At 64.2% G+C, this 13,209-nt stretch carries 10 protein-coding genes and 1 pseudogene; 9 read left to right on the plus strand and 2 right to left on the minus strand.

Annotated features, from left to right (window positions below; all coding sequences use genetic code 11):
- The first annotated feature begins 266 nt into the window (after window positions 1-266).
- The 3 genes from LJD17_RS15615 (at window position 267) to LJD17_RS15625 (ending at window position 5,548) form a co-directional block, all read left to right on the plus strand.
- A complete protein-coding gene (locus tag LJD17_RS15615) occupies window positions 267-3,131 on the plus strand; it encodes an ATP-dependent Clp protease ATP-binding subunit (protein ID WP_264478418.1) in 2,865 nt (954 codons plus the stop codon).
- 154 nt (window positions 3,132-3,285) lie between these two features.
- Window positions 3,286-3,774, plus strand: coding sequence for a phosphate-starvation-inducible PsiE family protein (locus tag LJD17_RS15620; RefSeq protein WP_227385106.1), 489 nt, complete (start codon window positions 3,286-3,288; stop codon window positions 3,772-3,774).
- Between the two features lie 70 nt (window positions 3,775-3,844).
- Complete coding sequence (locus LJD17_RS15625; protein WP_227385107.1) at window positions 3,845-5,548, plus strand: FAD-dependent oxidoreductase; 1,704 nt, start codon at window positions 3,845-3,847, stop codon at window positions 5,546-5,548.
- Window positions 5,549-5,617: 69 nt separating this feature from the next.
- Here LJD17_RS15625 and LJD17_RS15630 read toward each other — a convergent pair whose 3' ends face one another.
- The gene (locus tag LJD17_RS15630; RefSeq protein ID WP_227385108.1) at window positions 5,618-6,247 is read right to left on the minus strand and encodes a hypothetical protein; all 630 of its coding nucleotides are present in this window, start codon (window positions 6,245-6,247) and stop codon (window positions 5,618-5,620) included.
- Between the two features lie 96 nt (window positions 6,248-6,343).
- Here LJD17_RS15630 and LJD17_RS15635 point away from each other — a divergent pair.
- Window positions 6,344-6,526 (plus strand): annotated as a pseudogene (locus LJD17_RS15635) (IS5/IS1182 family transposase); the annotation flags it as partial.
- 93 nt (window positions 6,527-6,619) lie between these two features.
- Here LJD17_RS15635 and LJD17_RS15640 read toward each other — a convergent pair.
- Window positions 6,620-7,189: a hypothetical protein gene (locus tag LJD17_RS15640; RefSeq protein ID WP_227385109.1), complete on the minus strand. Its 570-nt coding sequence runs from the start codon at window positions 7,187-7,189 to the stop codon at window positions 6,620-6,622.
- A 1,625-nt stretch (window positions 7,190-8,814) separates the two neighbouring features.
- On the opposite strand from LJD17_RS15640, the gene LJD17_RS15645 reads away from it, so the two are divergent.
- From LJD17_RS15645 to LJD17_RS15665, 5 genes are read left to right on the plus strand one after another with little or no spacing between them, the layout of a single operon-like run.
- Window positions 8,815-9,789: an AAA family ATPase gene (locus tag LJD17_RS15645; RefSeq protein WP_227385217.1), complete on the plus strand. Its 975-nt coding sequence runs from the start codon at window positions 8,815-8,817 to the stop codon at window positions 9,787-9,789.
- Between the two features lie 19 nt (window positions 9,790-9,808).
- Window positions 9,809-10,804 carry a DUF58 domain-containing protein gene (locus LJD17_RS15650; protein WP_227385110.1) on the plus strand — a complete coding sequence of 332 codons (996 nt, stop codon included), beginning with the start codon at window positions 9,809-9,811 and terminating at the stop codon, window positions 10,802-10,804.
- The gene (locus LJD17_RS15655; protein ID WP_227385111.1) at window positions 10,801-11,262 is read left to right on the plus strand and encodes a DUF4381 domain-containing protein; all 462 of its coding nucleotides are present in this window, start codon (window positions 10,801-10,803) and stop codon (window positions 11,260-11,262) included. Before LJD17_RS15650 ends, LJD17_RS15655 begins: the two co-directional genes overlap by 4 nt.
- Before the next feature lies 1 nt (window position 11,263).
- Window positions 11,264-12,271, plus strand: a complete 1,008-nt coding sequence (locus LJD17_RS15660) for a VWA domain-containing protein (RefSeq protein ID WP_227385112.1) — start codon at window positions 11,264-11,266, stop codon at window positions 12,269-12,271.
- Complete coding sequence (locus LJD17_RS15665) at window positions 12,268-13,206, plus strand: vWA domain-containing protein (protein WP_227385113.1); 939 nt, start codon at window positions 12,268-12,270, stop codon at window positions 13,204-13,206. Before LJD17_RS15660 ends, LJD17_RS15665 begins: the two co-directional genes overlap by 4 nt.
- Window positions 13,207-13,209: the final 3 nt, after the last annotated feature.

The raw sequence follows: 13,209 nt of genomic DNA on the forward strand, positions 1-13,209 counted from the left end.
CGATAAGAGATGCCGCGGTTACCACCTGGAAGACGACTGACCACCGGCATCGGCTGCCCTGCGATGTAAGCGTGACTGATGGAGGTTGGCTCACGCCGATTGGTTTGTCGGCACGTACCGTCCCTCAGGAATCGACCGGTATGCGTATAGGCCCTCGCAACTGTTAACCTCCACGAATCGCGCCGAAGCGGTGTGCTGCGGCGAGCGTCTGCCGAAACGACAGAACGCCCGTCCGCGGCACGGGATAGCCAGCATGGAGGCATGCCATGGCAAACGGATTGTGTGACATCTGTGGTGTCCGGCCTGCGACCGTTCGAGCGCAGGTGGTCAGCAACGGCCAGCGCCAGACCATGGAGCTGTGCGACGTCGATTACCGGCGTTTGGCGCGGCAGCAACACTCGAGCTCGCCGTTGGAATCTCTCTTCGGCCGGCGCGGCAGTCTCTTCGACGACTTCTTCAATGATGATTTCTTCGGCGGCAGCCCGCTCGCAAGCCCGAGCGACCGCGCCGATGAAGCTCCGGAGACGGGCGACGGCGGCACACCCAATCCGGTGCGACCCGGACGTGGTCGCACCCGCGGCCGTGGCGCGGCGGCAGGCGTGGCGGACCGTCTGAGCGAGCATGCTGAGGAGATCCTCCAATCGGCTGCCCGGCGGGCCGGCGAGTTCGGCCGCCGCGAGGTCGACACCGAACATCTCCTGCTCGCTCTGACCGAAAGCGACGTCGTCCGCACCATCCTCGACCAGTTCAAGGTCTCGCTCGATGACCTGCGCAACCAGGTCATCCAGGAAAGCCCCCGGGGCGATTTCAATCCGGAGGAAGGCGGCGAGCTCGGCGTCTCGCCCCGGGTCAAGAGCGCCCTCTCGCGCGCCTTCTCGGTCTCGGGCGAGTTCGGCCACTCCTATGTCGGACCCGAGCACTTACTCATCGGCTTGGCCGAGGAGGGGGAAGGCATCGCACCTGATATCCTGAACCGCTACGGTCTCACGCCGCAGGCCATCCGTCAGCAGGTCACCAAGGTGGTCGGCCGCGGTGCCGAGGAAGGGCGCGTCGACGCGCCCACCAATACCCCCAACCTCGACAAGTACTCGCGCGATCTCACCAAGCTCGCTCGCGACGGTAAGCTCGATCCGGTGATCGGCCGCGCCAAGGAGATCGAGACCACCATCGAGGTGCTGGCCCGGCGCAAGAAGAACAACCCGGTCCTCATCGGCGAGCCGGGTGTCGGCAAAACCGCCATCGTCGAAGGTCTTGCTCAGCGCATCGTTGCGGGCGAAGTGCCCGAGAGCCTTCGGGATAAGCGGCTTGTCGAACTCTCGATCAACTCCATGGTGGCCGGCGCCAAGTACCGGGGCGAGTTCGAGGAGCGCGTCCAGCAGATCCTCAAGGAGGTCACCGAGCGCGAGGACGAGTTGGTCCTGTTCATCGACGAGATCCACACCATCGTGGGCGCCGGCCAGGGGGGCGGCGAAGGCGGGCTCGACATCGCCAACGTGTTCAAGCCTGCACTCGCTCGCGGCGAGCTCAACCTGATCGGCGCGACGACGCTGAACGAGTATCAGAAGCACATCGAGAAGGATGCCGCCCTGGAGCGCCGCTTCCAGCCGGTGCTTGTGCCCGAGCCGACGGTCGCCCAGACCATCATGATCCTGCGAGGGTTGCGGGACACGCTCGAAGCGCACCACAAGGTCACGATCACGGACGAGGCTATCATCGCGGCGGCGGAGCTGTCCGACCGCTACATCACAGGCCGCTTCTTGCCCGACAAGGCCATTGATCTGATCGACCAGGCCGCCGCCCGGGTGAAGATCTCGGCCACCGCCCGGCCCGTGGACGTGCAGGAAATGGAGGCCGAAGTGCGCCAGCTCAAGCGCGAGCAGGATTACGCCTCCTCCCGCAAGAACTTCGACCGCGCCTCGGACATCCGGGCCCGGCACGATGCCCGCAACAAGGATCTCCAGGACGCGACCGAACGTTGGCGGCGGGAACGCGGCTCGGCCTCGACGGAGGTGCGCACCGAGCATATCGCACAGGTGGTGTCCAAGCTCACGGGCGTGCCCGTCAACGAACTCACGACCGAGGAGCGCCTCCGCCTCGTGAAGATGGAAGAGCGCCTGCACCAGCGCGTGATCGGTCAGGAGGAGGCGGTCCGGGCGGTGAGCGACGCTGTGCGTCTGGCGCGCGCTGGCCTGCGGGAGGGGCGCCGACCCATCGCGACCTTCCTGTTCCTCGGCCCCACCGGTGTCGGCAAAACGGAGCTGGCGAAGGCTCTTGCTGAAACCGTCTTTGGTGAGGAAGACGCGATGATCCGCCTCGACATGTCGGAGTACATGGAGCGCCACGCGGTCGCCCGCCTCATCGGTGCGCCTCCCGGCTACGTCGGCTACGAGGAGGGCGGGCAGCTGACCGAGCGTGTGCGCCGGCGTCCCTACTCAGTCGTGTTGCTGGATGAGATCGAAAAGGCTCACCCGGACGTCTACAACGTGCTTCTGCAGGTGTTCGACGATGGGCGGCTTACTGACGGCAAAGGTCGCGTTGTGGACTTCACCAACACGATCCTGATCGCCACCTCGAACTTGGGTTCCGACATCATCCAGCGCCACCTCAACCTGCGCGGCACGGCCGAAGACGATCAGGCCCGTCTGAAGCGCGAGTTGATGGATGTGCTGCGCGGCCATTTCAGGCCAGAGTTCATCAACCGCATCGACGAGATCATCGTTTTCCATGCCCTGGCGCGGGGCGAGATCCGCTCCATCGTCGAACTCCAGCTGGAGCGGGTGAAACGCACTGCCCATGGCCAAGGCGTCGAGCTTGATATCGACGGCAGCCTTGTCGACCACTTGGCGTCCGCCGGCTTCCGGCCGGAGTTTGGAGCCCGCGAGCTGCGGCGCCTCATTCGCTCCGAGCTAGAGACCCAGCTTGCCCGCGCAATGCTGGCAAACGAGGTTCAGGAAGGTGACCGGGTGCTCGCGCGCTGGGATGGAGAACAGCAGAGGGTACTACTGGAGCCTCGGCCCAAGACAGAGAGTGCGACAAGGGCCGCGGGCGCGACCGATGACTACCGCAATGCGGTCGAGCTAGACCGGGAAGCCCAGCGCGGAGCCGGCGATAGCAGGACGGCCGCCGAGTGAGGGCAAGGAGGCGCACCGGGCAGCACGCGCGCCGGCGCAAGCACCCAAGTCCGGCAGATCACACATGAGGCAGCTATCGGACGAGGGAGACCACCCCCGAGCGGAGCGAGACGATCCCCACTCCACGACGGGAACCGGCCGGCCCGCGAGGGCCATGGACAGCGCCCTGCGCGAGACCCGCAAGGCCTGGCCCGGCCTGAGCACCTACGAGCGTTTCGAGCAGGTCGTCTCGCTGGTGCTGACCAGCCTTATCGGGTTGGTGATCGCGGCCGCAGTGATTCACCTGAGCTTACGCATCCTCATGCTGGTGCTGTCTGGACTTCTCGACCCGGCGGAGACGGGGGTGTTCCAGGCGGTCTTCGGCATGATCTTCACGGTGCTGATCGCTCTTGAGTTCAACCATTCGATCATCAGCATCCTTCACCGCAAGGAAAGCATCGTGCAGGTGCGGACAGTGCTGCTGATAGCCCTGCTGGCACTGGTGCGCAAATTCATTATCCTGGACGCGAGCAAGACCGATCCGCTCACCATCGTCGGACTGGCCGCAGCTATCCTGGCACTCGGCTCGGTCCATTGGCTCGTGCGCGACCAGGACAGGAAGGATGCCGCCGAGCAGGATCATGCCCAAGGAACTGCCGACTAGGCCGGAGCAGCTCCTGAATTTCTGTGCGGCCACCCGGCCGGATCATTTCCTACCGTAAAAAAGGCTCCCCATGCCAGCCATTGATCCTCGCGACGAGCAGATGTTTCCAAAATTCGGTCCCGATGAGATTGAGCGCCTGCGCCGCTTTGGCGAGATCAGGCACTACACTGCAGGCGAGCCGCTGTTCGTCACAGGCGACAGTGCTCCGGGCATGCTCGCTCTCATTTTCGGTTCGGTCAGCGTCACCCGGCATGATCCTCTGGGACATCTGTCCCCCATTGTCGAGCTGGGACCCGGGGACTTCGTCGCTGAGGTGGGGCAACTGTCCGGCCGCCCCTCGCTGGTCGATGTTCACGCCACCGGCGATGTGGAGGCGCTTCTCATTCCGCCCGATAACCTGCGGAGTCTCCTGATCGCCGAGGCCAAGCTGGGTGACAGGATCATGCGGGCGCTCATTCTCCGACGCGTCGTGCTGATCGAGACGGGCGCAGGCGGTCCGGTCCTGATCGGTCCCGAAACACATCCTGACGTGGTTCGCCTGCAAGGTTTCCTGGCCCGCAACGGCTATCCCTGCCAGGTGCTCGACCCCGCCCGCGACCGTGACGCGGCGTCTCTGGTCGAGCGCTACGCGCCGGATCCGAAGGACCTCCCGCTCGCCGTATGCCCTAAGGGGACGATCCTTAAGAACCCGACCGAGCGGGACCTTGCGCGGGCCCTCGGCATGGTGCCCGTCGATGCGCCAAATCGGACCTATGACGTCGTGATCGTCGGCGCGGGGCCTGCCGGTCTCTCGACGGCAGTTTATGCAGCGTCGGAGGGGTTGTCCGTCATTGTCCTGGATGCGGTGGCGTTTGGCGGCCAGGCGGGCGAGAGCGCCCGAATCGAGAACTATCTGGGGTTTCCAACCGGCGTCCCCGGCCGCGAGCTTACGGCGCGGGCTTTCGTCCAGGCGCAGAAATTTGGCGCCGAGATGGTGATCCCGGCCGAAGCTGTCGGCCTCGACTGCTCGCAAATGCCGTATGGCATTCAACTCGCTGACGGCCGGCGGGTCAAAGGCTCTACGGTGGTTGTCGCCTCGGGTGCCCGCTATCGGCGGCCTGATATTCCTCGCCTGCGGGAGTTCGAGGGGCGCGGCGTATGGTACTGGGCCTCGCCCCTCGAAGCGCGCTTGTGCCGGAACGAGGAGGTTGCCCTTGTGGGCGGCGGCAATTCTGCTGGGCAAGCGGCGGTGTTTTTGAGGGACTTTGCCGCAAAGGTGTGGATGTTGGTCCGTGGACCCAATCTCGCCGAGAGCATGTCGCAATACTTGATCGACAGGATTGCGGCTGCGGACAACATCGAAGTGCTGACCCAAACCGAGATCACCGCCCTCTCGGGTTCGCCGGAGGGGCAATTAGAGCGCGTCTGGTGGCGCAACCGCGTCACCGGCACGGAGATGGAGAAGGCAATCCGCAACGTTTTCATCTTCATCGGCGCAGATCCGGCAACGGGCTGGCTCGAGGGCTGCGGCGTGGGCCTGGACGCCAACGGCTTTGTTCGCACAGGTGCGGCTCTCCCGGCCGCCGGCATGATTGACGACAACGATCTAAGGCGTCCTCTTCCGCTGGAAGCGGAAGTCGCCAATGTGTTCGCGGTCGGCGATGTTCGGGCGGGATCAGTTAAGCGCGTCGGTGCCGCAATTGGTGAGGGCGCGGCGGTGGTGGCTCAGATCCATACCGTTCTGTCGAATGCATCTGTGCCGTCTACGGCAAAGAAGCGGAGGGAGCGAGTCTGATGATCGCCAGTTTGCCCCAGCTCATCACGCACGCATAATTGCCGAGCCCTTGGACTATGTCCAAAGGCCTCAAACGGGACCATTGCGACGCGTTTTATGGCGCTCCTCGATCAAGGGACGGCAAGTCTGCTCAATGGCCTTCACCGCCAGATCAAGCCGCCTCCTGAGAGTGTCGCCGCCCCCTTCGCCCCAGCCAATCGCCGCTTCCCATTGGTTGCGCCTCGCCTCCTCCGAGCCCGTCTGCTCCTGGCCGTAGGTGCGGATCAGGTTGTGGGCCGAGTCGATGACCTCGCTGTGAATGGCCCGAATCTCCTCGAAGGGCTGGGCGGCTTCCTCTCCGAAATAGGCCATGAAGCGGTACCGACTCGCTTGGAGCTCGGAAAACACTTGGCTCTCCTTGGTCAGGCGGTCAACGGGCGTGAAGATCTCGTCCCGCTCAAGCTCCTCGTCCTCCGGTCTTGTTCTAGGGCGATCATCCTCCCCACCGTCGTTGTCATCTGAGGCGGGAAAGCGCGCCCATGTGAGGATGTCCCTGGCCCGGTAGAACCCCGCTAGCACCTCCTCGGCGAGCTCTGTCTTGCGCCGGCCGACCATCTCGGCCCGCCAGGCATTGAGCCCGCGGACGCCGGCCCAGCCGGCGACCACGGCTGCTAGGCCTGTCATAAGGTTAGCCAGCGCCGAGATCCAGTCAGGCGACAAGATCGTCTCCGTCAAGAACGAGAAAGAGGCGGCTTCGAGCCGCCTCGGCGTGACACCTTCAGCTCCCCCAAACTAAATGGCGTGCGATAGGAGCCGGGCAAGGTGCCGAACCGCTCTACCTTTTCCAAGAAACCGGCACGGGCGCTTTCGCAAGAGTGATCTCTTTGCCATCTATTCGAGACGATGGCGCAGCGTTGCCTAGATGAGGAGCTGATGGGCGGCGAGAGCTTTGCCGTGGTTGCCAGCCTGAGACTCGTCGATGCCAACAAGCAGCAGTTTCGCGCCAGCGTGAACAGCCATTTCAGGTGATCATGAGCGCCCTTCACGAGCACCGGGACGCTCGGCCGCCCCCTTGGCCTTCGCCCCAGAATGCTATCGGGTTTTCCTGAGAACGCGCGAGCCAACGCGGTTGTCCACCGGCGTCACGACCTCTATCGGATCCCCGCGGGCCGGCGCTTTCGCCACGTTGTCGGTAACAAGCTTGAGCTGCTGATACCAGTCCAACAGGTTGACCAAAGGATGCTGGTCCACGATGGCGGTGATTTCGCCGGAAATGGTTGTCCTGCCGACTAGCCGGAACTGGCGCGCCAGCCGCTCCGCCGTTTCGAACAGGTGCTCGTGCCCCTTCCTGGTTCCGAAAATCGCGGCGACTTCCTTGCAGAACTGACACCTGCGACGAAAGCGCTCCTCGGGCGCCAGGGGCCACTCGTCGTAATAGCCCTGCTCGATCCGTTTCCGAACCTCCCAATAGAGACCAAGCCTCGGCTCAGTTGGGACGAGCCCGTAGATGTTGTACGGGTTGGCGTCAAGAACCCTGGTGCCGGACGGGAACTCATATTGGACAGCGGCTGCGAACTCGGCCTCCTCGCGCCTGCCGGCCTCCACGACTACTGACGACGTCCTGCAGTTCTTCGGCAGGAGATAGTGGGCACGGAATTCCAACCTGGTCTCCACACGTGTGAACACAGCTTCAAAACCGGGTGTCGTTTGCCCCTTTGCCACCGTCTGCCGCTCCAACCCCGCGCCCGGTCGCCTTTGGGAGAAACGACCAGATTTCGGCCCCGGCCTCAATCCAAGCCCCTTCGAGGTTTGAGCAGTTCGATCTGCTCAAACCCTTCCGTGACCAGAATGGCCACCTTCATCCCGTTCAGGTTCGGTCTGCCAGGGATCCGTCTCCGTTCAATGCGCGGCGGGCTGATACGGGCTGTGCCTCGTGAGCACAGCCCGTATCAGCCCACACGAAGTGGGGAGAAGCGCTCGGACTGCTATGATTTCTCTTAGCCAGTACGTGCCAGACCTGCCCAATGAGCTGTCGATCGAGTCAAGTCAACTCGGGCGTCATAAGCGCGGTTTGAGTTGTCGGCGCACAGCTTTTTCGATTTTGCGAAAGATCCATGTACCGTCAGCATCAATGTCAGACGAGCGAAAGAATGGGATCGTTGCGGGAGGGATTGATGCAATGTGACCAAGAGCGCGCTGTGTCGCAAATGAGGGACAACCTCCAACATGGAGGATCAGACCTGTGCAATCTGGATCTGCTTCGATCACATGTCGATTGAAGCTCGCGAAATTCTCGATCATTAAAACGTGAGAGGGGACGAAAGACGCCAACTCTCCGAATTTCATTCGGCGGCACACCAAGATAGGGCAATGACACTGAAACCGCTGCGCCATTGAGAGCAAGCGCTCCTGAGAGACGCAGCGGAGGGCCAAACCGCTCAAACCGAGCATAGATAGCGCCTCTCTCGGGTTGACCTCCGGAGGAAGGTCGATCGTAGCCGCAAAGTCTTAGGACCGCTGCTTCGAGCCTCTCAAGTGCCATTACTGTTCCACGCTGTTTTCTGAGAGACGGTTCGATGATCGTGGCCGCGATGTTTCCCATCTACGATTGCCTGCGCCAGGACTATAGCTAATCGTACCATCTGCACGTTTCCGGGCCCGAGATTGCAGCAGCTTCGCTTTCGGGATCACGCATGCGGCGCCGACAAGGTTCTGCACGGATGTCAGCATGGATATCTAAGCCCGTGAACATTTCCTCCTGCTCTTGGCCGCCGCATCGCACGATGGCTCGCGGTCGAGCCGACCGCCCCAAATGTGTCGGCCGATCTTGCCCAGGGGCTCAGTAGTTTCCTGCCCATCTCTCAGGTGTTTCCCCAATACCGCTTCGCTCTAGCCCTCCTAACCTTTGAAGGACGTGAACTGGGGTTCGCTCCGGGACACCGAGCCCGTGGATTGTCCGCCTGCGAAGGGGTTGCCATGAGACTGGTTACGCTGACCGCAGCCGCCGTCCTTGTCCGGTCGTCAGTTCCCCTGCATGCTGCCGAGGTGTCTTCCTCCCCAATCCGACCATGGCCCGGCCGGCCATCCAGGGCCTTTCCGGTAGGGCGCAGTGACGCCGCAATGGGGCAGCCCGCCGGGCGGCGGGTGGGATTGTCGCGGGCCGCGGCGCCGTCGTCCGGCCGGACCATGGTCTGTGTGGCCAACGGCACCGATCAAACACAGAGGAGCAAGGCCAAGTGAATGAAGCGACACAGGCCTTGAACATGCCGGTGGTGGCAGGGCGAGGCATCGCACCCCGCGACGCTATCCTCGACCTTCGGGCGCGGGTGAATCAGGCGATTATCGGCCAGGAGCGGGTCGTCGAACGCCTGGTCATAACCCTTCTTGCCAATGGCAATGTGTTGATCGAGGGACTGCCGGGCCTCGCCAAGACACGCGCCATCAAGAGCCTAGCCCATAACCTTGAGGCAGAATTCAGCCGCATTCAGTTCACCCCCGATCTCCTCCCCTCCGATGTGACCGGTGGCGAGATCTACCGCAGCGATGGACAGGGGGGCGGCACGTTCGAGTTCCGTCAGGGCCCGGTGTTCGGCAACCTTATCCTGGCGGACGAGATCAACCGTGCTCCGGCGAAGGTGCAGTCTGCGCTGCTGGAGGCCATGGAGGAGCGGCAGGTGACGGTGGCGGGCAAGCGCTACAAGCTGCCCGAGCTGTTCATGGTGCTCGCCACCGAGAATCCGATCGAGCAGGAAGGTACCTATTCCCTCCCCGAGGCCCAGATAGACCGTTTCCTGATGCATGTGCGCATCGACTACCCGAGCGATATCGACGAAGTGAAGGTGCTTCGCCTCGTCCGTGAGGAGAACGCCGGGGCCTCATCCTCTGCTGCTCCGCTCAAGATCGCGCAGCAGGCGATCCTCGATGCGAGGCGCGAGATCGACCGTGTCACCTCCGCCGAGGCCATCGAGACGTACATAGTAGGACTGATCGCTGCTACTCGTCGCCCGGCCGAGTTTGGAGACAGACTCAAGCAATGGATCGCCATCGGTGCCAGCCCGCGCGGTTCGCTGGCCCTCGACCGGACTTCGCGGGTCTACGCCTGGCTCCAGGGCCGCGACTACGTCGTTCCGGAAGATGTCCAGGCTGTCGCCCACGACTGCCTGCGCCACCGCGTCTCCCTGAGCTATGAGGCCACGGCGGATGGTGTGAAGCCGGACGACGTGATCGACGAGGTCATCCGCCAAGTCGCGGTGGCAGCCTGAGGAAGGATGGAGGCGACGGATGGCTTCAACTGCGACAGCGCGCCGGACCTCCTCCGACCAGGGCCGCATCACGGTAACGGCGGACGAGCTGATCCGGCTCAGGCACAAGTCCAAGGGCTTCAGCTTCCTGCCGCGCCAGCCCGTACACAGCATCCTGACGGGACGTCATGCCTCGCGCCTGCGCGGGCGCGGTCTGAACTTCGAGGAGCTGCGGCCCTACTATCTGGGTGACGATACTCGCACGATCGACTGGAATGCGACGGCGCGCCTGCGCGATCCCTTCATCCGCGTCTACACCGAGGAGCGGGACCGGGCCGTCATGCTGCTCGTCGATCAGCGCCTGTCGATGTTCTTCGGCAGCCGGCGCGCCACGAAGTCGGTCGCCGCAGCCGAGGTCGCTGCTGCCTCGGCGTGGCGCGTCACATCGCAGGGCGACCGTATCGGGGCTGTGGTGTTCAGCGACAACGAAGTGGTGACGGTCAAGCCGCAGGCCCAGGACGCCGGAGCCATGACTGTCATCGGCGCCGTTGCTAGGGCCTGCCAGACCCTGCCCGGCCGGATCGGGGACAGCCCCAAGCCGGAGGCACTCAACGAGGCCCTGCATCGGGCGGCGCCATTCCTGAAGCATGACGGCCTCCTGTGCCTGATAACCGACGCCGCTGGGGCCGACCGGGAGACCGTCGAACGCGTGACGACGCTCACGGCCCACAACGACGTCCTGAGCATATTCGTCTACGATCCCCTCGAGGCCAACCTGCCGCCAATAGGCCCGGTCGTCGTCGCGGAGAGCGATCAGCAGATCAAAGTCAACCTGTCGTCCTCCGACCTGAGGGGCCGTTTCTCGCAGGATTTCGCGCAGCGCCGTCGACAGATCGAGCGATTCTCCCGCAAGCGGTCGATCCCGGTCCTGCCCATCCGTGCGGACCTTGATCCCATTGACCAGCTCCGCGACTTGCTGGGACGCCGTGTCACGCATTCCGACCGCACGCGGCCCCTGGAGGCAGCTCGATCATGACTAGCGATCCGGCCGACCTCACCAACCTGCGTGACATCGTGCTGCCGCCTTTGCCGTTGTGGCCACCGGCCCCGGGCGCCTGGATCATCCTTCTCGGAATTCTTGCTGCCTCTCTCGTCATGATCCGGCGGGCGTATGAGCGGTACCGCTCCGATGCCTACCGTCGCGAGGCACTTCGGGAACTCAGCGCCTCTCCGGACATGACGGCGATCCTACCGCTCCTCAAGCGGGCGGCCCTCGTCGCCTATGGCCGCGAGAAGGTCGCATCGCTGAGCGGAGACGCGTTTCTGGCCTTCCTCGACCGGACGGGCGGCACGATGGCTTTCACGTCGGGTCCAGCCCGGCTCCTTCCCGAACTGGCCTACACGCGTCGGGCGGCCATGACGGCGGACGACCGCGCGGCGGTCGTTGCCGATGCACGGCGATGGCTGCGATCCCACCGGGCGCGGGAAGGCTGACATGCTGACCTTCGCATATCCCTGGCTCGCTGTCCTGCTGCCCCTGCCCATCTTCGTGTACTGGTTGGTGCCGCCGCATGTAGAGCTTCGGGCCGGTGTGAGAGTGCCGTTCTTCCGAACGCTCGTGACCCTGACCGGACAGGTGCCGGGCAGCGGCATCGTCACGGCGCGGCGCAGTTCCGGACGCACGGCTATCCTCATGGTCTGCTGGCTCCTCGCGTTCGCGGCACTCATGCGCCCGCAATGGATCGAACCTCCCCTCCATCGCGAGGTGCCGACCCGGGATATGCTCCTGCTGGTTGACCTCTCGGGTTCCATGGACACCAGGGACTTCACGGATACGCAGGGACACACGGTCAATCGGCTCACGGCGCTCAAGCAGGTCCTCGACGAGTTTGTTGCGCGCCGCCAGGGCGACCGCATCGGCGTAGTGGTGTTCGGCGATGCACCCTTCGCGCTGGTGCCTTTCACGACCGACCTGAAGCTCGCTCGTCAGCTCGTGCAGGAGACGGTCGTCGGCATGGCCGGGCCGCGCACGGCGTTTGGGGATGCGATCGGCCTTGGCATCTCGCTCTTTGACAAATCGACGGTGAAAGCCAGGACGATGATCGCTCTGACCGACGGCAACGACACCGCCAGCAAGGTGCCGCCCGGTGAGGCGGCGGGCGTCGCCAAGGACCGTGGCATCGTCATCCACACGGTCGCCATCGGCGACCCGACGGCCGCTGGCGAGGACAAGCTCGACGAGGCCGCGCTCAAGGACGTGGCGGAGAGGACGGGTGGTAGCTTCTACCGCGCGCTCGACCGGGAGCAACTCGCCGGGATCTATCAGAGGCTCGACCAAGTCGAGACCCGGCGGATCGAGACCGTGTCCTTTCGGCCGAAGTCAGATCTCTACTGGATCCCCCTTATTGGCGCCCTCCTGACAAGCATGGGGGCGTGCGTCGTGATCGTGATTCGAAGACACCACTCTGGTCCTCACGCCCTGCGGCAGGGAGCCATCCCATGACTGCGGCGCTCGCATCCTTCCATCTCCTGCGGCCCTGGTGGCTCGTGCTGCTCATGCCCGCGATGTTCCTCTGGTGGCATTTGAAGCAAGGCGCCGACGAGGCCGCCCGTTGGGCCCAGGTCATCGATCCCGGCATCCTCCGGGCCTTGATGCTGGGTAGCGACCGCAAGTCGGCTCTCTCATCCCATGATGTTCTGTTCGCGGCCTGGATCACGGGCATCCTCGCGGTCGCAGGCCCCACCTGGAGACGCGAACCCTCGCTGTTCGCCGATGCCCGGCCACCCCTCATGGTCGTCCTCAAGGTCACGCCGTCCATGAATGCCGAGGATCTGTCCCCGAGTCGTCTCGTCCGGATTGTCCAAAAGCTCTCAGATCTAGTGACCGCACGCGAAGGCGCCGCGACAGGACTTGTCGCCTACGCCGGATCGGTTCACCTTGTCCTGCCGCCGACACCGGACAACGACGTGGTGGTTGCCATGGCGCAGGCCTTATCGCCTGAGATCATGCCCCGGGAAGGCGACAGCCTCGCCGGGGCGGTCCGCTTGGCCTCCGCCGTGCTGCGGGACGGCAGCAAGGGAGGATCGGTTCTCGTAATGGCCGATGCGATCGCGGCAGACCAAGTGCCGCTCCTCGAGAACCTCGGTGCTTCCGGTCCGACATTCGAGATGACGCTCTGGGCTGCGCTGCCGCCGTCGCGCCTCGACAGCGCGCAGGACCTGCACGCGGGCGCTTCAGCCCTGGACGCGTCACTCGAAGCTGTCCTGCCCGACCGATCGGATGTTCAGGCGATTACAACACGGCTCGACCGGGCGGCGGCCGTCGGCGACGTCGCCGCCGAGGGCGAGAGATGGCAGGAGGCCGGGTACTGGCTGACACCCCTGCTTGCGCTCCTCACCCTTGCCTGGTTCCGGCGCGGCTGGGTGCTGGGGAGCTGACGC

The organism is Microvirga rosea, assembly GCF_020595095.1.
Classification (GTDB): Bacteria; Pseudomonadota; Alphaproteobacteria; order Rhizobiales; family Beijerinckiaceae; genus Microvirga; species Microvirga rosea.